The organism is Streptomyces sp. NBC_01276 (genome assembly GCF_041435355.1).
Taxonomy (GTDB): domain Bacteria; phylum Actinomycetota; class Actinomycetes; order Streptomycetales; family Streptomycetaceae; genus Streptomyces.
This window is the reverse complement of record NZ_CP108442.1, coordinates 5782336-5801063: the sequence shown is the minus strand read 5'-3', so window position 1 is coordinate 5801063 and position 18728 is coordinate 5782336. Positions and strand designations below refer to the sequence as shown.

17 protein-coding genes are annotated in these 18728 nt (G+C 72.9%); 7 read left to right on the top strand and 10 right to left on the bottom strand.

The window, feature by feature from the left end; translation table 11 throughout:
- Positions 1–24: 24 nt before the first annotated feature.
- From whiA to OG295_RS26050, 6 genes are all read right to left on the bottom strand, one after another.
- Positions 25–1020 carry a DNA-binding protein WhiA gene (gene whiA / locus OG295_RS26075; protein WP_030237199.1) on the bottom strand — a complete coding sequence of 332 codons (996 nt, stop codon included), beginning with the start codon at positions 1018–1020 and terminating at the stop codon, positions 25–27.
- Positions 1011–2087 (bottom strand): uridine diphosphate-N-acetylglucosamine-binding protein YvcK, encoded by a 1077-nt coding sequence (gene yvcK / locus OG295_RS26070; protein ID WP_371679083.1) that lies wholly within the window; start codon positions 2085–2087, stop codon positions 1011–1013. Before yvcK ends, whiA begins: the two co-directional genes overlap by 10 nt.
- Positions 2084–3031 carry an RNase adapter RapZ gene (gene rapZ / locus OG295_RS26065; RefSeq protein ID WP_371679082.1) on the bottom strand — a complete coding sequence of 316 codons (948 nt, stop codon included), beginning with the start codon at positions 3029–3031 and terminating at the stop codon, positions 2084–2086. The genes yvcK and rapZ overlap by 4 nt, the downstream gene beginning before the upstream one ends.
- Positions 3028–5079: an excinuclease ABC subunit UvrC gene (gene uvrC, locus OG295_RS26060; RefSeq protein ID WP_371679081.1), complete on the bottom strand. Its 2052-nt coding sequence runs from the start codon at positions 5077–5079 to the stop codon at positions 3028–3030. Before uvrC ends, rapZ begins: the two co-directional genes overlap by 4 nt.
- 131 nt (positions 5080–5210) lie before the next feature.
- Positions 5211–5990, bottom strand: a complete 780-nt coding sequence (locus OG295_RS26055) for a hypothetical protein (protein WP_371681311.1) — start codon at positions 5988–5990, stop codon at positions 5211–5213.
- Between the two features lie 5 nt (positions 5991–5995).
- Positions 5996–6646, bottom strand: a complete 651-nt coding sequence (locus OG295_RS26050; protein WP_371679080.1) for a papain-like cysteine protease family protein — start codon at positions 6644–6646, stop codon at positions 5996–5998.
- 255 nt (positions 6647–6901) lie between these two features.
- Between OG295_RS26050 and OG295_RS26045 the strand changes: the two genes are divergently transcribed.
- Positions 6902–7888: a hypothetical protein gene (locus tag OG295_RS26045; protein WP_371679079.1), complete on the top strand. Its 987-nt coding sequence runs from the start codon at positions 6902–6904 to the stop codon at positions 7886–7888.
- Between the two features lie 506 nt (positions 7889–8394).
- Positions 8395–8565 (top strand): hypothetical protein, encoded by a 171-nt coding sequence (locus OG295_RS26040; protein ID WP_371679078.1) that lies wholly within the window; start codon positions 8395–8397, stop codon positions 8563–8565.
- On the opposite strand, the gene OG295_RS26035 is transcribed toward OG295_RS26040, so the two are convergent.
- Complete coding sequence (locus OG295_RS26035; protein WP_371679077.1) at positions 8552–8983, bottom strand: Rieske (2Fe-2S) protein; 432 nt, start codon at positions 8981–8983, stop codon at positions 8552–8554. The two genes, OG295_RS26040 and OG295_RS26035, sit on opposite strands and share 14 nt — an antisense overlap.
- Before the next feature lie 83 nt (positions 8984–9066).
- Here OG295_RS26035 and OG295_RS26030 point away from each other — a divergent pair, with 83 nt between their 5' ends.
- Positions 9067–9948: a carbohydrate kinase gene (locus tag OG295_RS26030; RefSeq protein ID WP_371679076.1), complete on the top strand. Its 882-nt coding sequence runs from the start codon at positions 9067–9069 to the stop codon at positions 9946–9948.
- On the opposite strand, the gene OG295_RS26025 is transcribed toward OG295_RS26030, so the two are convergent.
- On the bottom strand, positions 9938–10543 hold the full coding sequence (locus OG295_RS26025) for a TetR/AcrR family transcriptional regulator (protein WP_371679075.1): 606 nt from the start codon (positions 10541–10543) through the stop codon (positions 9938–9940). The genes OG295_RS26030 and OG295_RS26025 overlap by 11 nt on opposite strands.
- A gap of 67 nt (positions 10544–10610) precedes the next feature.
- Here OG295_RS26025 and OG295_RS26020 point away from each other — a divergent pair, with 67 nt between their 5' ends.
- A complete protein-coding gene (locus OG295_RS26020; RefSeq protein ID WP_371679074.1) occupies positions 10611–11261 on the top strand; it encodes an NAD(P)-dependent oxidoreductase in 651 nt (216 codons plus the stop codon).
- A gap of 154 nt (positions 11262–11415) precedes the next feature.
- Here the strand turns inward: OG295_RS26020 and uvrA are convergent, their stop codons facing one another.
- Entirely contained in the window at positions 11416–14418 is a 3003-nt protein-coding gene (gene uvrA, locus OG295_RS26015) for an excinuclease ABC subunit UvrA (protein WP_371679073.1), read from the bottom strand.
- Positions 14419–14606: 188 nt separating this feature from the next.
- On the opposite strand from uvrA, the gene OG295_RS26010 reads away from it, so the two are divergent.
- The 3 genes from OG295_RS26010 (at position 14607) to OG295_RS26000 (ending at position 17498) form a co-directional block, all read left to right on the top strand.
- Positions 14607–15299, top strand: a complete 693-nt coding sequence (locus tag OG295_RS26010) for a maleylpyruvate isomerase family mycothiol-dependent enzyme (protein ID WP_371679072.1) — start codon at positions 14607–14609, stop codon at positions 15297–15299.
- A 26-nt stretch (positions 15300–15325) separates the two neighbouring features.
- Positions 15326–15982, top strand: a complete 657-nt coding sequence (locus OG295_RS26005) for an MBL fold metallo-hydrolase (RefSeq protein ID WP_371679071.1) — start codon at positions 15326–15328, stop codon at positions 15980–15982.
- Positions 15983–16109: 127 nt separating this feature from the next.
- Positions 16110–17498: an MFS transporter gene (locus OG295_RS26000; protein ID WP_371679070.1), complete on the top strand. Its 1389-nt coding sequence runs from the start codon at positions 16110–16112 to the stop codon at positions 17496–17498.
- On the opposite strand, the gene OG295_RS25995 is transcribed toward OG295_RS26000, so the two are convergent.
- A complete protein-coding gene (locus OG295_RS25995) occupies positions 17495–18484 on the bottom strand; it encodes a TerC family protein (protein ID WP_371679069.1) in 990 nt (329 codons plus the stop codon). The genes OG295_RS26000 and OG295_RS25995 overlap by 4 nt on opposite strands.
- Positions 18485–18728 lie beyond the last annotated feature (244 nt).

Here is an 18728-nt window from a genome sequence, read left to right as displayed (position 1 = left end):
GGACCACGTGCGGACGTATCCGGGTCAGCCGGCCATGTTGTCGGCCAGCTCCTCGCTGAGGTCCAGGTTGGACTCGGTGCCCGGGATGCCCAGGTCCTGCGCCCGCTTGTCGGCCATGGCGAGCAGGCGGCGGATCCGGCCGGCGACGGCGTCCTTGGTCAGCGGCGGGTCGGCGAGCGCGCCCAGCTCCTCCAGGGAGGCCTGCTTGTGCTCCATGCGCAGCCGGCCGGCCGCGGCGAGGTGCTCGGGAACCTCCTCGCCGAGGATCTCCAGCGCGCGCTGCACCCGGGCTCCGGCGGCCACCGCGGCACGCGCCGAGCGGCGCAGGTTGGCGTCGTCGAAGTTGGCGAGGCGGTTGGCGGTGGCACGCACCTCGCGCCGCATCCGCCGCTCCTCCCAGGCGAGCACCGACTCGTGGGCGCCGAGCCGGGTCAGCAGGGCGCCGATCGCGTCGCCGTCCCGGACGACGACGCGGTCCACCCCGCGCACCTCGCGCGCCTTGGCGGCGATGGAGAGCCGGCGGGCGGCGCCCACCAGGGCCAGGGCGGCCTCGGGGCCGGGGCAGGTGACCTCCAGGGAGGAGGACCGGCCCGGCTCGGTGAGGGAGCCGTGGGCCAGGAAGGCACCGCGCCAGGCCGCCTCCGCGTCACAGGTGGCCCCGGAGACCACCTGCGGGGGAAGGCCCCGGATCGGGCGGCCGCGGCCGTCCACGAGGCCCGTCTGGCGTGCCAGCTGGTCCCCGCCCGCGACGACCCGGACGACGAAGCGGCTGCCCCGGCGCAGTCCGCCCGGGGCCATCACCACCAGGTCGGAGGAGTGGCCGAAGATCTCCAGGATGTCCTTGCGGAGCCTGCGGGCGGCGATGCCCGTATCCAGTTCGGCCTCGATGACGATGCGGCCGCTCACCAGGTGCAGCCCGCCCGCGAACCGAAGGATCGCCGAGACCTCCGCCTTCCTGCAGCAGGTCCGGGTGACGGGGAGGCGGGAGATCTCATCCTTCACCGCGGGCGTCATCGCCATGGGCCGATCCTTCCATGCATCCGAAAAATACGGTCGTACGCGGCGGCCAGCAGCTCCGGGTCGTGCTTCGGAGAACCGTCCTGCCTGGCCACGGGGGCCAGCTCGACCGCGGCACCGAACCGTTTCGCGGCATCGGCGAGGGACTCGCGGTCGGGCACGGCGGCCTCGTCGGCCAGCACCACGTCCAGGGCGAGTTTAGGGGCGTGTCGGGCCAAAACCTCCAAATGACGCTGCGGAGAGAAGCCCTCTGTTTCACCGGGCTGCGGTGCGAGGTTCAACGAGAGGACCCGCCGGGCCTTCGTCTCCATCAGCGCGTCGAGCAGTTCCGGCACCAGCAGGTGCGGAATGACCGAGGAGAACCAGGACCCCGGGCCGAGCACCACCCAGTCCGCGTCCAGCACGGCGGCGACCGCCTCCGGCACGGCCGGCGGTCCGGCGGGAACGACCTGGACGGAGAGCACCTCACCCGGCGTCAGCGCCACCGTGGCCTGTCCCCGTACGGTGTCCACGTCCTCCGGGCGCGCCGGGTCGTGGCCCTTGACCAGCGCCTGGAGTTCCAGCGGCACCGCCGACATCGGCAGCACCCGGCCCTGCGCGCCCAGCAGCCTCCCGACCAGGTCGAGGGCCTGGACGGGGTCGCCGAGCTGCTCCCACAGGGCGACGATCAGCAGGTTGCCGACCGCGTGCTCGTGGAGATCGCCGGCCGACTGGAACCGGTGCTGGATCACGCGCGCCCAGGTCTGGCCCCAGTCGTCGTCCCCGCACAGCGCGGCCAGCGCCTTGCGCAGGTCGCCGGGGGGCAGCACGCCCAGCTCCTCCCGGAGCCGGCCGCTGGAGCCGCCGTCGTCGGCGACGGTGACCACGGCCGTGAGCTCGCCATCACCGGTGATCCGGCGCAGGGCCGCGAGGGAGGCCGACAGGCCCATGCCGCCGCCGAGGGCGACGACCTTGGGCGCGGCATGGGCCGCGGCCGCGCCGCGGCGGCCGGGGCGCGCCGCCGCGCCGTCCTCGCCCCGGCCGGGGGCGAGGCGGCGCAGGCGGCGCAGGCGCAGGGTCCGTCCGGTCACTCGCGCCCCATGTCCCTGTGGACGACGACGGTCTCGACTCCCTCGGAGGCGAGGCGGGCGGCGAGCTTCTCGGACATGGCGACGCTGCGGTGCTTGCCGCCGGTGCAGCCGACCGCGATGGTCACGTACCGCTTGCCCTCGCGGCGGTAGCCGGTGGCGATGAGCTGGAGCAGCTCGGTGTAGCGGTCGAGGAACTCCTTGGCGCCGGGCTGGCTGAAGACGTAGCCCGAGACCTCCTCGTTGAGCCCGGTGAAGGGGCGCAGCTCCGGCACCCAGTGCGGGTTGGGGATGAAGCGGCAGTCGACGACGAGGTCGGCGTCGACGGGGAGGCCGTACTTGTAGCCGAAGGACATGACGGTGGCCCGCAGCTCGGGCTCCTCGTCGCCCGCGAACTGGGCGTCCATCTTCGCGCGCAGCTCGTGCACGTTCAGGCTGGAGGTGTCGATCACCAGGTCCGCGTCCCCGCGCAGCTCGCGCAGCAGGTCACGCTCGGCGGCGATCCCGTCGACGATGCGGCCGTCGCCCTGGAGGGGGTGCGGCCGGCGGACCGACTCGAAGCGGCGCACCAGCGCGTCGTCGGAGGACTCCAGGAAGACGATGCGCCGGGTGACCCCGCGGGCCTCCAGGTCGGAGAGGGACTCGCGCAGGGCGTCGAAGAACTGGCGGCCGCGGACGTCGACGACGACGGCGATCCGCGCCACGTTGCCCTGGGAGCGGGCGCCGAGCTCCACCATGGTGGGGATCAGCGCGGGCGGAAGGTTGTCGACGACGAACCAGCCGAGGTCCTCCAGACACTTGGCCGCGGTGCTGCGGCCGGCCCCGGACATCCCGGAGATGATCACCAGTTCGGGGATGGCCGCCTCGGCGTTGTCGCCGGGCTCCACTGTCGTGCCCGTACTCACCTGTGCTCCGTCTCGGTCGTGCGCGGTCTCGTGCTCGGTCATTGCTCGGTCCCCCGTTCGGACGCTGCTCCCGCCGGCGCGGGTGCCTCGTCCTCCATGATCTCTCCTGTCGCCGTGTTCACGGCAGGACCGGCCGGGGGAGCCTGGGCGAGGGCCGCGGCCACGGTCTCGGCCGTCTTGCGTCCTATGCCCGGGACCTCGCAGATCTGGTCGATTGTCGCCTGTCTCAGCTTCTTCACCGAACCGAAGTGCTTGACCAGGGCCTGCTTGCGGCTCTCGCCGAGGCCCGGCACCTCGTCCAGGGGCCCCGATTTCAGGCGCTTGCCGCGCTTGTTGCGCTGGTACTGGATGGCGAAGCGGTGGGCTTCGTCACGGACCCGCTGGAGCAGGTAGAGGCCTTCGCTGGTGCGGGGCAGCACGACGGGGTCGTCCTCGCCGGGCAGCCAGACCTCCTCCAGCCGCTTGGCCAGGCCGCACACCGCCACGTCGTCGATCCCGAGCTCCTCCAGGGCCCGCTTCGCGGCCGCCACCTGGGGCTGCCCGCCGTCGACGACGACCAGCTGGGGCGGGTACGCGAAGCGCTTGGGCCGCCCGTCGTCGTCCGGCACGCCCACCGCGCTCCCGTTGTCGGCGGCATCCTGCGCGTCCTGCGCGTCCTGCGCGTCCTCGGGGGACCACTCCCCCGTCTTCAGCTTCTCCTGGAGGTAGCGGCGGAAGCGCCGGGAGACCACCTCGTGCATGGAGCGGACGTCGTCCTGTCCCTCGAAGGACTTGATCTGGAAGCGCCGGTACTCGCTCTTGCGGGCGAGGCCGTCCTCGAAGACGACCATCGAGGCCACCACGTCGTCGCCCTGGAGGTGGGAGATGTCGAAGCACTCGATGCGCAGCGGGGCGCCGTCCAGCTCCAGGGCCTCGGCGATCTCCTCCAGGGCGCGGGAGCGGGTGGTGAGGTCGCTGGCGCGCTTGGTCTTGTGCAGGGCGAGGGACTGCTGCGCGTTGCGGTGGACGGTCTCCATGAGGGCCTTCTTGTCCCCGCGCTGCGGGACGCGCAGGCTGACGTTCGAGCCGCGCCGCCCGGCCAGCCACTGGCCCAGGGCCTCGGTGTCCTCCGGGAGCACCGGGACCAGCACCTCCTTGGGGACGGCCTCGCCCCTCTCCTCCCCGTACAGCTGCTGCAGGGCGTGCTCGACGAGCCCGGCGGTGTCCACGGCCTCGACCTTGTCGGTGACCCAGCCGCGCTGGCCGCGGACCCGGCCGCCGCGGACGTGGAAGATCTGCACGGCGGCTTCGAGCTCGTCCTCGGCGACCGCGATCAGGTCGGCGTCGGTGGCGTCGGCGAGGACGACGGCGTTCTTCTCCATGGCCCGGCGCAGGGCCCCTATGTCGTCGCGCAGTCGGGCGGCCTTCTCGTACTCCATCTCCTCGGCGGCCTCGTGCATCCGCTGTTCGAGGCGGCTGAGGTAGGTGCCGGTGCGGCCCGCCATGAAGTCGCAGAAGTCCTCGGCCAGTTCCCGGTGCTCCTCGGGCGTGACCCGGCCGACGCAGGGCGCGGAGCACTTGCCGATGTAGCCGAGCAGGCAGGGCCGGCCGATCTGGGCGGAGCGCTTGAACACCCCGGCGGAGCAGGTGCGGACCGGGAAGACGCGGAGCATCAGGTCGACGGTCTCGCGGATCGCCCAGGCGTGCCCGTACGGGCCGAAGTAGCGCACGCCCTTCTTCTTGGGGCCGCGCATGACCTGCACGCGGGGGTACTGCTCGTTCATGGTGACGGCGAGGGAGGGGTAGCTCTTGTCGTCCCGGTACTTGACGTTGAACCGGGGGTCGAACTCCTTGATCCAGGAGTATTCGAGCTGGAGCGCCTCGACCTCGGTGGAGACCACCGTCCACTCGACGGAGGCGGCCGTGGTGACCATGGTGGCGGTACGGGGGTGCAGGCCCGCGATGTCCTGGAAGTAGCTGGCCAGGCGCTGGCGCAGGCTCTTGGCCTTCCCGACGTAGATCACCCGGCGGTGCTCGTCGCGGAACTTGTAGACCCCCGGGGAGTCGGGGACCTGCCCGGGCTCGGGACGGTAGCTGGAAGGGTCGGCCATGCCGCCCACCCTACTGGCGCGGGCCGACAACGGGCCGTACGCCGGCCCTGCCGCCCCGCCCCGGGGAGGGGGCGGGGCGCGCCCCGCGGGTCCCGCCCCCTGGCGGCGACCGGGACCCGCGGGGCGGGGGGTCAGGCCCGGGTGGTGCGACGGCGGCGCAGCAGCGGGAGCGAGCCCGCCGCGCCCAGCGCGAGTACCCCGGCGCCGCCCGCCAGCACCGCCGCCGGCGGCGGCCCGGCCGGGTCCGGTGCGGGCTCCGCGAAGCCGCCCGCCCCGCCGGCCTTCGCGTAGGCCGAGCCGGGGAGCTGGTCCCCGTAGGCCTTGATCACCCGGGCCCGGTAGGCGGCGAGCGTCGTGCCCCGGTCGCCCACGGCCCGTACGGCGTCCTCGTCCAGCGGGAGCACCCGCTCGCCGCCGGCCACGTACCAGGCGTCGATCTGCGGTTCGCGGAAGACGGTGCCGCCGGGGAGTTTCGCGGCGCCGAGCCGCGCGTAGCGGAATTCGTCGTCGCCGGTGGCGATGTTCACCACCTGCCAGCCGTCCCCGGTCCTCGCCGTCCACAGCGCGGCCCTCTGGCCGTCCGAGGAGACCGCCTGGCTGGCGAGGAACTCCAGCCGGGCGACCGGGGCACCGGCCTTGCCCGCGACGAAGTCCGGGGAGAGGTAGCTGACGGGGATCGCCCCGCCCTCGATCCGGGGCTGCGCGGCGGTGAGCGACACCTTGCCCTCGCGGGCGAAGAACCGGGAGAGGGTGGCCAGGGTGCCGGGGGCGGCGGCGGCCTCGTGGGCGGCCGCCCGGTTCTCGGTGGTGGCCGACTGCGGCTGGGGTACGGGGGCCGCGGCGGCCGGTCCGGCGGTGGCAGCCAGGGCGACGACGGCGAGGGCGGCCGCGGCGGCGGAGCGCACGGTCATGGCGGTCACGCCCCGATCCGGTAGAGGGAGTGGGTCCAGGAGAAGGTGCTGTTGTCCACGTACCAGGCGTGCGAGGCCCAGTTGTAGCGGTCGCTGGAGGGCCAGGGGTCGCCCCAGTAGACCCAGCTGCCGGCGGTGTCGTAGCCGTAGAGGACGTGCATGTGGCCGCCGCCGTTCGACCACTGGATGCGGGTCTCGACCGGCCGGTCGTTGTTGATCTCGGTCTGGACGGTGGAGTACTGGAGCCAGCCGGTCACGTAGCTGCCGGAGTTGATCCCGGCCCAGCGCAGGGCGGTCTGGACGTTGCCGAGGGTGGCCTGGTTGTCGGGGCACTCGGTGTTCTGCTGACGGTTGAAGGCGGCGTTGCAGAACTGGTTCTGGCTGTAGGTGCGGCCGAACCAGGTGGCCACGGTGTTCCCGCTCGCCGCCCAGCACCAGTTGCTCTTCTGCTGGGCCTGCATGGTGATGTTCAGGCGCTTGTACGCGAGGGCCGCGCCGGGGGTGTCCGGGGCAGTGGTGGCGGTGGCTGCGGCTGCGGCTGCGGTGCCCGTTCCCGTGGCGGCGGTGGCGGTACCGGCGCCGAGGGGTAACAGGACGAGGAGCAGGGCGGCGAGCAGGGCGGCCGGGGACAGCCGCCTGGTTCTGTCGGTGCGCATCGCGTTCCTCCCGAGGTGGGGACCCGAGGTGGGAAGTGGGGGGGGGATGGAGGAGCGCGTCCGGACGCTGTGGAGGAGCATCGGGGAGTTGTCGCGACCAGGTCAACACGCTTCAATACGCGGTGACATCGCAGTGTGAACGGTGGGGCTGTGGTGTGAACGGTTGCTGTCGTTCCACCAGCTCCCCCGGAACCACCGGCCCGGCCCCGCCCGGTCCCCACGCCGGCGCGTGTGAACGTTCACGAAGGAGTCGCCATGCGACCGACCGGCGACCGGACACGGGCGGCGGGCGGCACGCAGGGATGCGCGACGGACTCGGCCGTCACGGCCGAACTCCGCCGCCTGCTGCGCGAGGGACCCTTCCACCTCGCCCTGCGCGCCGCCCTCGCCGTCCGCGGCCTGCCCCTGCACCGGGTGCAGCACCGGCTCGCGTCGCGCGGCATCAAGGTCGGCGTCACCAGCCTCAGTTACTGGCAGCAGGGCGCCCGCCGCCCGCGCCACCCCGAGTCGCTGCGGGCCGTCGCCGCCCTGGAGCAGATCCTGGAACTGCCCGACGGCGCCCTCCTGCGCCTGCTCACCGGCACCGGCCGCGCCGGCGGGCCCGGCGGCCGCCCGGCGGCCCGTTCGTACCGGGCCCTGGTGAGCGTCGGCGCGGCGGTGGAGCAGCTGCTGGACTCGATGGAGCTCCCGGCGGACGGCGGGCTGCACTCGGTCGGCCACCACGAGCGGGTCCGCATCGGCCCGGCCGGCGAGCTGTGCGGCCGGGAGTCGCAGCAGATCGTCCGGGCCCACCGCGACGGCGTCGACCGCTACCTGGCCGTCCACCACGGCGACCCCGGCTGCGACTCGTCCCGGATGGGGGTGACGGCGTACGAGAACTGCCGCACGGGCCGGGTGCGCCACCACCCGGAGGCCGGGGTGGTGGTCGCCGAGCTGCTCTTCGACACCCGGCTGCGGTGCGGGGACACGTACGTCTTCGGCTACGGGATCGAGGACGGCACGGGGGCGCGCAGCACCGAGTACGTGCGGGGCTTCAGCTACGCGGGCGGCCAGTACATGCTCCAGGTCCGCTTCGACGAGGCGGCCCTGCCGGTGCGCTGCCGCCGCTTCGCCCGCACCGGCCCGCAGGCGCCGCGCACGGGTCTGGCGGACCTCACCCCGAGCGGGCGGCACCGGGCCGTACACCTGGTGGAACAGACCGTCCGGCGCGGGATCCTGGGCATCACCTGGGACTGGGATTAGGGGGTGTCTGACGGATGTCCGTGGGGAAGGAGCGGCGTCCGGTGCGTGCTCTCGGCGTGCCGACCGGAAGCCCGCGTACCGGACGTACTTGGGCTTTCGGTCGGTGCGGCGAGAGTGCGTGCCGGGCGTCGCGACGCCGCGGAGATCCGTCAGACACCCCCTAGCGCCGACCCCGGAAACGGGAGGCCCCGCGGCCGGTTCCGGGGCACCATGTCGCCATGAACGACACCCGAAAGGCACATGCCGCGTAGGAAGCCGGCGCGGGTCCGCGGGAACGCGCCCCCACACGGCCGCCCGGCGCACGGGCGGCGGGCGGTCCCCGGCCTGTCCGGCCGACCCTCGCCGAGATCGCCCGGATCGAACGCCGGCCCTCCTGGCCCGGGCCCGTCTTCGAGGCCTGGCGCCGTTGGCACGCCCTCGCCCGCGCACCCGGGCCGTGGGCCATGTACGCCGTGGATGGGGTCTGTCCGTGCTGCGATCCCTTCGCGGGAGCGGGGGTACGGGCCGTGCTGGAGGCCGCGTGCCGGGCACTCCCGCCCCGCGCCGCCCGCGAGCTGCGCACCGTACTGGCCCCGCTGGACGCCCGTTTCCTCGCCCGCACCCTGGCCGACCCCTTCGCCCGGCCCCTCCCGGACTCGGCGCGGTCCCAGGGGCGCGGCCGGTTCAGCCGGCGATGAGCTTGCCGTTCTCCGCCTTGACCGGGACGGCCGGGAGCGGGTCGTTCGCCGGGCCGCGCAGCACCTTGCCGGTGGTCACGTCGAAACGGCTGCCGTGGCAGGGGCAGTTGCCCTCGCCCTCGACGATCTTGTCCAGGACGCAGCCGGCGTGCGTGCACTGGGCGCTGAAGGCCTTGTACTGGCCCTCCGCCGGGCAGCTGACGACCACCTTGCGCTCCCGGAACAGCTTCGAGCCGCCCACGGGGACGTCGGCCACGGGGCCCAGCTCGACCGGCTCCTTGGGCAGGGCCGGGCTGCCCGCGCCGCTGTCGGTCGCGGTGGAGCAGGCGGAGAGCGTCGCCCCTGCGCCCACGGCCCCGGCGAGTGCTGCGGCGCCCTTGAGGACGGTACGGCGGGCGGCGGGCTGCGACGCGGACATGCGGTTCTCCTGGCGCGAGGGTGCGGTGCCCGGGGCCGGGCCCACCCGACGATACCGGCGCCCGATGGGGTACTTTCCCCCGCGTGATCGTCGTCGGTGGAGAAGCCCTGATCGACCTGGTGCCCGTCGCGCAGCCGCCGGGGGCGCTGCTGCCCCGGCCCGGTGGCGGGCCGTACAACACGGCGCTGGCCCTGGGCCGGCTCGGCGCCGGGGTGGCCTTCTGCTCCCGGGTGTCGTCGGACGGCTTCGGCGAGGGCCTCCTCGCCGGACTGCGGGCCGCCGGGGTGGACCTCTCGCTCGTGCAGCGCGGCCCCGAGCCGACCACGCTGGCCGTGCCCTCGCTGGGCCCGGACGGCTCGGCCGCGTACCGCTTCTACACCGAGGGGACCGCCGACCGGCTCTTCGCCCTGCCGCCCTCGCTGCCGCCGGGCGTACGGGCCCTCGCGCTGGGGACGTGCTCGATGGTGCTGGAGCCCGGTGCGAGCGCCTACGAGGCCCTGCTGCGGCGGGAGTCGCGGCGCGGGCTGCTGACCCTGCTCGACCCCAACATCCGCCCGGCGCTGATCGCCGACCCGGCGGCCTACCGGGAGCGGTTCCTGGGCTGGCTGCCGTACGTGTCGGTGCTGAAGCTGTCGGAGGAGGACGCCGCCTGGCTGGGCGGCCGGATCGGCGACTGGCTGGCGGCCGGGCCCTCGGCGGTGGTGCTGACCCGGGGCGCGGCGGGGCTGACGGTGTGGACGGCGGAGGGCGAGGAGTACGGCGCCGCGGCCCGCCCCGTCACCGTCGCCGACACCATCGGAGCCGGGGACACGGTCAACGCGGCCCTGCTGCACCGGCTCGCGGGCGCCGCCGGCCCGGTGGACTGGCCGGCCGTCCTGGACTTCGCGGCGCGGGCCGCCGCGCTGACCTGCACGCGGGCGGGCGCCGAGCCCCCGTACGCGGCGGAGCTGGGGCTCAGCCGATAGCGGCCCACAGGGTGCGGGCGATCGCGGGGGCGAACTCCTCGACCGGCTGGACCGCTTCGACCCCGGAGAAGTGCAGGAAGAAGGCCCGCTGGAAGCAGGCGCCGAGCAGCAGGGCCGCGGCGGCGCGCGGGTCCGCGCCGTCCCGGAGCCGGCCCGCGTCCCGTTCCCGGACCAGCCGCCCCTCCAGGGCTTCCAGCACCACGTGGGGGCCCGCGCCGATCTCCCGGACGCCCTCGCGGTGGCGGCTGAGCAGGACGGGTTCGGCGAAGAGCGAGGCCGCCAGGGGCATGGCGTCGGCGTAGAAGAGCGCGGCGTGCCGGGCGATGTCGGTGAGCGCCTCCTCCACGGTCCCCTCGCCCGGCCCTGCGGTGAGCGCGGTCATGAGCGGACCGGCGTTGGGGGTGCGCTCCATCAGGACGCGGACGAACAGCTCTTCCTTGTTGGCGTAGTGCTTGTAGAGCGCGGCCTCCGAGCAGCCCGCCTCGCGGGCGATCGCCTTGGTGGTGGTGTTGGCGAGGCCGATGGTGCGCATGAGGGTTTCACCCGCGTCCAGGAGACGCTCGGGGGTGGGCCGGCTTGACTTCGGGGTGAGCATTCACTCACTCTAATGGAGACAGGGGTGAGTAAATACTCACCCACCATGGTTCGGCCAGGGGGTCACGATGGAACTCACGGTGTTCGGAGCCACCGGCGGCGTCGGCCGCGAGGTCGTCCGTCAGGGCCTGGCGGCGGGCCACGGGGTGACGGCGGTCGTCCGCGACCCGGCCCGGCTGGACGTCCCGCCGCACGACCGGCTCCGGGTGGCGGTGGTGGCCGACCTGACGGACGAGGACGCGCTGGTCCCGGTCCTGGCCGGGCGGGACGCGGTGGTCTCCGCGCTGGGCGCCGCGGGCAACAAGCAGGCACGGCTCCGCCCGGTCACCGGGCCGGCCCTGCGGGCGGTCGTCTCCGCGATGGACCGGGCGGGCGTGACCCGGCTGTCGGCGGTCAGCGCCGCCCCGCTCGGGCCCGACTCCCCGGGGGACGGCCTGTTCCTGCGCGCGGTGCTCTACCCGGCGCTGCGCCGGGCCCTGCGCGACCTGTACGCGGACCTCGCGGTCATGGAGGACACCCTGCGCGCGAGCGGGCTCCGGTGGACCGTGGTCCGGCCGCCGCGCCTGCTGGACCGGCCGCACACGGGCCGCTACCGCCGCGCCCTCGACGCCAATGTGCCCGGCGGCAAGGTCATCGCCCGCGCGGACGTGGCGGACGCCCTGCTGAGCACCCTGACCGACCCGTCGACGGAGTGCCACGCCGTGGGCGTCGCCGCCTGACCCGGCGGGCCGTCCGTCCCGGCATCCCCCGGTGGGCGGCCGTACGCCGGCAGCGCCACCGGGGCCGACCCGCTCGGGGGAGGGGTCGGCCCCGGCCGCCGTGCGGGGGGCTCGCCCCCGCACGGCGGGCTTCCGCCGTTGCCCGCTACGGCTGCTACGCCTTGCGGGCGCGCGTCGCCTTCTTCGCCGGGGCCGCCTTCTTGGCGGCGGCCGTCTTCGTCCCCGCGGCGGCCGTCTTCTTCGCCGCGACGGCCTTCTTCGCGGGCGCCGCCTTCTTCGCCGTCCGCGCCGGCGGCTCCGCCGCGTCCGAGACCCGGTCCGCTCCGAGGATGTCCCGCAGGAACTTGCCCGTATGGCTCGCGCCCACGGACGCCACCTGCTCGGGGGTGCCCTCGGCGACGACGAGCCCGCCGCCGTAGCCACCCTCCGGGCCCATGTCGACGACCCAGTCCGCGGTCTTGATGACGTCCAGGTTGTGCTCGATGACGATCACCGAGTTGCCCTTGTCCACCAGGCCCGACAGCACCTTGATGAGCTTGCTGATGTCCTCGAAGTGCAGACCGGTCGTCGGCTCGTCCAGGACGTACACCGTCCGGCCCGTCGACCGCTTCTGCAGCTCCGACGCCAGCTTCACGCGCTGCGCCTCGCCGCCGGACAGGGTCGGCGCGGACTGTCCGAGCCGGACGTAGCCCAGACCCACCTCGTTCAGCGTGCGCAGGTGCCGCGCGATCGTCGGCACGGCCTCGAAGAAGTCCAGCGCCTCCTCGATCGGCATGTTCAGGACTTCCGCGATGGACTTGCCCTTGTAGTGGACCTCCAGCGTCTCCCGGTTGTAGCGGTCGCCGTGGCAGACCTCGCAGGGGACGTAGACGTCCGGCAGGAAGTTCATCTCGATCTTGATCGTGCCGTCGCCGGAGCAGTTCTCGCACCGGCCGCCCTTGACGTTGAAGGAGAAGCGGCCCGGCAGGTAGCCGCGCACCTTCGCCTCCATCGTCTCAGCGAAGAGCTTGCGCACGTGGTCGAAGACGCCCGTGTACGTCGCCGGGTTGGACCGCGGGGTGCGGCCGATCGGCGACTGGTCCACGTGCACGACCTTGTCGACGAGGTCGTCGCCGTCCACCCGCGTGTGCCGGCCGGGGACCGACCGGGCGCCGTTGAGCTCGCGGGCCAGGTGCGTGTACAGGATGTCGTTGACCAGCGTCGACTTGCCGGAGCCCGATACGCCCGTCACCGCGGTGAGCACGCCCAGCGGGAAGGACACGTCGATGTCCCGCAGGTTGTTCTCCTTGGCGCCGTGCACGGTGAGCCTGCGCTCCCCGTTCACGGGACGGCGGACGTCCGGCACCGGGATGGACCGCTTGCCCGACAGGTACTGCCCGGTCATCGACTCGGAGTTCTTCAGCAGCTCCTTGAGCGAACCGCTGTGGACCACCTTGCCGCCGTGCTCGCCGGCGCCGGGGCCGATGTCGACGACCCAGTCGGCCACCTTGATGGTGTCCTCGTCGTGCTCGACGACGATCAGGGTGTTGCCCATGTCCCGCAGCCTCACCAGCGTCTCGATCAGCCGGTGGTTGTCCCGCTGGTGCAGGCCGATGGACGGCTCGTCGAGTACGTAGAGCACGCCGACGAGGCCGGATCCGATCTGCGTCGCGAGGCGGATGCGCTGGGCCTCACCACCCGAGAGGGTGCCGGCGGCGCGGTTCAGCGACAGGTAGTCCAGGCCGACGTCGACGAGGAAGCGGAGCCGCTCGTTGACCTCCTTGAGGACCCGCTCGGCGATCTTCCGGTCGCGGGCGTCGAGGGTCAGCCGCCCCAGGAAGTCCGCGCATTCGCTGATCGACATGGCGGCGACCTCGGCGATGGACCGCTCCATCACCGTCACCGCGAGGACGATCGGCTTGAGCCTGGTCCCCTCGCAGGTCGGGCAGGGCACCTCGCGCATGTAGCCCTCGAAGCGCTCCCGGCTGGCGTCGCTCTCGGACTCCGCGTGCCGGCGCTTGACGAAGGGAACGGCCCCCTCGAAGGCGGTGGTGTACGCGCGCTCGCGCCCGTAGCGGTTGCGGTAGCGGACCTCGATCTGCGTCTTGTGCCCGTACAGCAGGGCCTTCCTGGCGCGCAGCGGCAGCCCGGCCCACGCGATGTCCGTACGGAAGCCCAGCTCCTGCGCGAGGGCGCCGACGAGCCGCTGGAAGTAGTCCCTGGTGTGCCCGAGCGACCACGGCGAGACGGCGCCCTCGTCCAGGGACTTGTCCTCGTCCGGGACGATCAGCTCCGGGTCCACCTCCATGCGCGTGCCGATGCCGGTGCACTCGGGGCAGGCGCCGAAGGGGGAGTTGAAGGAGAAGGAGCGGGGCTCCAGCTCCTCGAAGGAGAGGTCGTCGTAGGGGCAGTAGAGGTGCTCGGAGTACATCCGCTCACGCTCGGGGTCGTCCTCGGCGAGGTCGACGAAGTCCAGGATGACCATGCCGCCGGAGAGGCCCAGCGCGGTCTCGACGGAGTCGGTGAGCCGGCGCTTGGCGCTGTCCTTGACGGTGAGGCGGTCGATGACCACCTCGATGGTGTGCTTCTCCTGCTTCTTCAGCGTGGGGGGCTCGGAGAGCTGGATGGTCTGGCCGTCCACCCGGGCCCGGCTGTAGCCCTTGGTCTGGAGGTCCGCGAAGAGGTCGACGAACTCGCCCTTGCGCTCGCGCACCAGCGGCGACAGCACCTGGAACCGGCTGCCCTCGGGCAGGGCGAGGACCTTGTCGACGATCGCCTGCGGCGACTGCCGGGAGATCGGGCGGCGGCACTCGGGGCAGTGGGGCTTGCCGATGCGGGCGAAGAGCAGGCGGAGGTAGTCGTAGACCTCGGTGATGGTGCCGACGGTGGAGCGGGGGTTGCGCGAGGTCGACTTCTGGTCGATCGAGACGGCCGGGGAGAGGCCCTCGATGAAGTCGACGTCGGGCTTGTCCATCTGCCCCAGGAACTGGCGGGCGTAGGAGGAGAGCGACTCGACGTAGCGGCGCTGGCCCTCGGCGAAGATCGTGTCGAAGGCCAGGGAGGACTTGCCCGAGCCGGAGAGTCCGGTGAAGACGATGAGTGAATCGCGGGGCAGGTCGAGCGAGACGTTCTTCAGGTTGTGCTCGCGAGCGCCACGAACGATGAGACGGTCGGTCACGCCGGTCCGCACCTTTCTTGAGAGAAGCGGGGGCACGGGCCCCGGCTATCCAGGGTATGGGGGGCGCCTCTGCGACGGAGTGGGTCTGGACTTCCGAGCGTATAGCACGCACATTCGATTTACGGCACTCCCGGTACCGCTTCACCCGATCGTGTGGCGCGGGCCCCCGGGCCACTAGGCTCGGTTCCATGACTGATCATGTGCACGACCTGCGATCTGTACGTGAAGCCACGGACCGGCTGCTGAACGCGGTCGCGAAACTGGACAACGCCGCCCTCGCCGAGGAGTCACACCTCCCCGGCTGGACGCGTGGCCACGTCCTGGCCCACCTCGCACGCAACGCGGACGCCCTCGTGAACGTCTTCGAGGGCCGCCCCATGTACGAGAGCGGCACCGCCCGCGACGCGGACATCGAGCGCGACGCCGGCAGGCCCCTGGAAGAACACCTCACGGACCTCCGTGATTCCGGCGCCCGCTTCCTGGCCACGACCGAGCCCGCCCAGGACTGGTCGCGCACGGTCGAGCTGCGCAACGGCGTCACCGACCTCGCCTCCAACGTGCCGTTCCGGCGCCTGGTCGAGGTCGAGCTGCACCACGTCGACCTGAACATCGGCTACGAGCTCACCGACCTCTCCGGCGAGTTCACCGAACGGGAGATCGCCTTCCTCGCGGACCGCTGGTCCGGCCGCCCGGAGGTCCCGCCGGTGACCCTGGAGGCCGCGCCCGGCCTGGTCTGGCACACCGGCGGCACGGAGGGCACCCCGGTGACCCTCTCCGGCCCCACGGCCGAGCTGCTCGGCTGGCTCGCCGGGCGCGGTCTGCGCGGCGCCCATCTCGCCGTCGAGGCCGGCGACGGCCTGCCCGAGCTCCCCCCGCTCTAGGACCGCACACCCTTAGGATCAACGACATGACGTACAGCGGAGCGGTGAAGGTCGGCGGCCCTGCCGACGTGCACGAACTCGCGGACCTGATGATCTCCAAGGTCGCCGTGGGCCCCATGAACAACAACGCGTACCTGCTGCGCTGCCGGGCCACCGGCGAGCAGCTGCTGATCGACGCGGCCGCCGAGGCGGACACGCTGATCAACCTGATCGGCGACGACGGCATCGCGTCCGTCGTCACCACCCACCGGCACGGCGACCACTGGGGCGCCCTCGCGGACGTCGTGGAGGCCACCGGCGCCCGGACGTACGCGGGCGCCCTCGACGCGGAGGGCATCCCCGTCGCCACGGACGTGCCGGTCGGGGACGGGGACAAGATCACGGTCGGCCGGGTCGAGCTGACCGCGCGCCACCTGGTCGGCCACACCCCCGGCTCGATCGCGCTGATCTACGACGACCCGCACGGTCACCCGCACGTGTTCACCGGCGACTGCCTCTTCCCGGGCGGCGTCGGCAACACCCACGACGACCCGAAGGCCTTCGCCAGCCTCATCGACGACGTCCAGCACAAGCTCTTCGAGCAGCTGCCGGACGAGACCTGGGTCTACCCGGGGCACGGCAACGACACCATGCTCGGCACCGAGCGCCCGCACCTGGCCGAGTGGCGCGAACGCGGCTGGTGATCCGGGTCGGCGCCGGGCTCGGCGCCGGGCTCGGCGCCCGGGTCAACACCGGCCGGACGTGCACTCCTTCCGGTCGATGATCACCGAACGCCCGTCCCGAGGGGCGGGGCGGGGTAGTTGCTGCACCATGCAACAACACCCCGTCCCCTCCCCCGGCTCCTCCCCCTCGATGGCGCGGATCGCCTCGGCCTCGCTCGCCGGCACCGCCATCGAGTTCTACGACTTCTTCGCCTACGGCACGGCCGCCGCCCTGGTCCTCGGCCCGCTGTTCTTCCCCGCCTTCTCCCCGCTGGCCGCCACCCTCGCGGCCTTCGGCACCTTCGGCATCGGCTTCCTCGCCCGCCCCCTCGGCTCCGTCGTCTTCGGCCACGTCGGCGACCGCTACGGCCGCCGGCCGGTGCTCCTCGGCTCGCTGCTGCTCACCGGCGTCGCCACGGTGGCCGTCGGCTGCGTGCCCCCGTACGCCTCCATCGGCATCGCCGCGCCCGCGCTGCTGCTCCTGCTGCGCTTCCTGCAGGGGCTCGGACTCGGCGGCGAGTGGGGCGGGGCGGTGCTGCTCACCGCCGAACACGCCCCGGAGCGGCGGCGCGGGTTGTGGTCGAGCTTCCCCCAGATGGGCCCGCCGGTCGGCTTCCTGCTGGCCAACGGCCTGGTGCTGGCGCTCTCGGCGGCCCTGACCGACGCGCAGTTCAGCGCCTGGGGCTGGCGGGTGCCGTTCTGGGGCGCGGGGCTGCTGGCACTGGCGGGGCTGTGGCTGCGGCGGTCCGTCGAGGAGACCCCGGAGTTCCGCGCGCTCACCGAGACGGGCCGGCGGGCCGAGGCCCCGCTGACCGAGGTCGTGCGCGGCCACTGGCGGCTGCTGCTGCTGACCGGCGGGGCGATGGCGTTCGGGTACGCCGTCTTCTACGCGGTCACCACCTGGTCCCTCTCGTACGCGACCGGGCACCTGCGCGTGGACCGCACCGTGATGCTGGCCTGCGTGATGGCCGCCGTCCTGGTCCAGGGCCTGGCCACCCCGCTGCTCGCGGTGCTCGGCGACCGCTGGGGGCGGCGTCCGCTGTGCCTGGCCGGCAGCGCGGTCTGCGCGGTGTGGATGTTCCCGTTCACGGCCCTGCTGCGCACCGGGGAGCCGCTGCTGATCACGCTGGGCTGCGTGGTGGCGCTGTTCGGGATGATCATGGCCTTCTCGGTGGTGGGCGCGTACCTGCCCGAGCTGTACGCCCCGCGGATCCGCTGCACCGGCGCGGCCGTCGGCTACAACCTGGGCGGGGTGCTGGGCGGCGCGCTGACGCCCGTCGTGGCGACGGCCCTGGCGCAGGGCTCCGGGCCGCCCTGGGGCGTCGCGGTGTACCTGACGCTGGTCTGCCTGGCGAGCCTGGCCTGCTTCGCGCTGCTCCCGGAGACGAACCCCGCGGTGCTCCGCACGGGCGCGGGTCCGGGCCTGGGCGCGGACACGGGAACGGGGGCGGCCGAAGCGGCCGCCCCCGTCCAGGCCCCGTCGGAGCGCCTGGGCTAGGCGTCGACGCTCCGGGTCCGCGGGTCGGCGGCGGCTTCGGCCGCCGCCTGCTTCTTCGAGGCCACCAGGCTGGTGATGGTGGTGATCACCAGGACACCGCAGATGACGCCGAGGGAGACCGGGATGGAGATCTGCGGGACGTGCACCCCGGACTCGTGCAGGGCGTGCAGCACCAGCTTGACGCCGATGAAGCCGAGGATGACGGACAGGCCGTAGCTGAGGTGGACCAGCTTCTTGAGCAGGCCGCCGATCAGGAAGTACAGCTGGCGCAGGCCCATCAGGGCGAAGGCGTTGGCGGTGAAGACGATGTACGGGTCCTGGGTGAGGCCGAAGATCGCGGGGATCGAGTCCAGGGCGAAGAGGACGTCGGTGGTGCCGATGGCGAGCATGACGACCATCAGCGGGGTCAGGATCCGCTTGCCGTTCTCACGGATGAAGAGCTTGGTGCCGTGATAGCGGTCGGCGACGCCGAACCTGGCCTCGATCGACTTGAGGAGGCGGTTCTCCTCGAACTCCTCTTCCTCCTCGTCCTTGCGGGCCTCCTGGATCAGCTTCCAGGCGGTGTAGATGAGGAAGGCGCCGAAGATGTAGAAGACCCAGGCGAAGCTGGTGATGATCGCGGCGCCGGCGGCGATGAACACCGCGCGCAGGACCAGGGCGATCAGTACGCCGACGAGCAGGACGCGCTGCTGGAGGTGGGAGGGCACCGAGAACTTCGCCATGATCAGGACGAAGACGAAGAGGTTGTCCACGCTCAGGGACTTCTCGGTGATGAAGCCGGCGAAGAACTCCTGGGAGGCCTGGCCGTTGCCGAAGAGGAACAGCCCCAGGCCGAAGAGGGCGGCCAGGACGATCCAGACGACCGTCCAGATGCCCGCCTCCTTGACGGAAACGTCGTGCGGTTTGCGGCCGATGAAGAAATCGGCGCCGATCAGGATGCCCAGACCGACGATGGTCAGCACCCATAGGGTCAACGAAACGTCCACGGTATTCACGCCTCCGGCGGATGGCTCAGAACTGGGTCAGCGTCATCGCTGCCGGAGGTCTCTTCCACCCGGGCGGCCCGGCGGCCGCGGGGCCGGCGCCCCGGGACCGACTGCGTTCACACGACCGCAGTGGTCCGTATTGACGGGTACGCCGCGCAGGAAATAGCAGGAATACTCCCCTCCGCAGATGCCAGGGTACCCGCGGAGGGGGTCAAAGGTAAAGAGAAAACCAAGGAGTGGTCAG

Bases quoted from the DNA above. Each gene is read 5' to 3' on its own strand.
- OG295_RS26010 (WP_371679072.1), top strand. From the start codon at position 14,607: ATGACTGATCATGTGCACGACCTGCGATCTGTACGTGAAGCCACGGAC.
- OG295_RS26035 (WP_371679077.1), bottom strand. From the start codon at position 8,983: ATGTCCGCGTCGCAGCCCGCCGCCCGCCGTACCGTCCTCAAGGGCGCC.
- OG295_RS26000 (WP_371679070.1), top strand. From the start codon at position 16,110: ATGCAACAACACCCCGTCCCCTCCCCCGGCTCCTCCCCCTCGATGGCG.
- OG295_RS26025 (WP_371679075.1), bottom strand. From the start codon at position 10,543: ATGCTCACCCCGAAGTCAAGCCGGCCCACCCCCGAGCGTCTCCTGGAC.
- OG295_RS26020 (WP_371679074.1), top strand. From the start codon at position 10,611: ATGGAACTCACGGTGTTCGGAGCCACCGGCGGCGTCGGCCGCGAGGTC.
- rapZ (WP_371679082.1), bottom strand. From the start codon at position 3,031: ATGACCGAGCACGAGACCGCGCACGACCGAGACGGAGCACAGGTGAGT.
- OG295_RS26045 (WP_371679079.1), top strand. From the start codon at position 6,902: ATGCGACCGACCGGCGACCGGACACGGGCGGCGGGCGGCACGCAGGGA.
- OG295_RS26055 (WP_371681311.1), bottom strand. From the start codon at position 5,990: ATGACCGTGCGCTCCGCCGCCGCGGCCGCCCTCGCCGTCGTCGCCCTG.
- whiA (WP_030237199.1), bottom strand. From the start codon at position 1,020: ATGGCGATGACGCCCGCGGTGAAGGATGAGATCTCCCGCCTCCCCGTC.
- OG295_RS26005 (WP_371679071.1), top strand. From the start codon at position 15,326: ATGACGTACAGCGGAGCGGTGAAGGTCGGCGGCCCTGCCGACGTGCAC.
- OG295_RS26050 (WP_371679080.1), bottom strand. From the start codon at position 6,646: ATGCGCACCGACAGAACCAGGCGGCTGTCCCCGGCCGCCCTGCTCGCC.
- uvrC (WP_371679081.1), bottom strand. From the start codon at position 5,079: ATGGCCGACCCTTCCAGCTACCGTCCCGAGCCCGGGCAGGTCCCCGAC.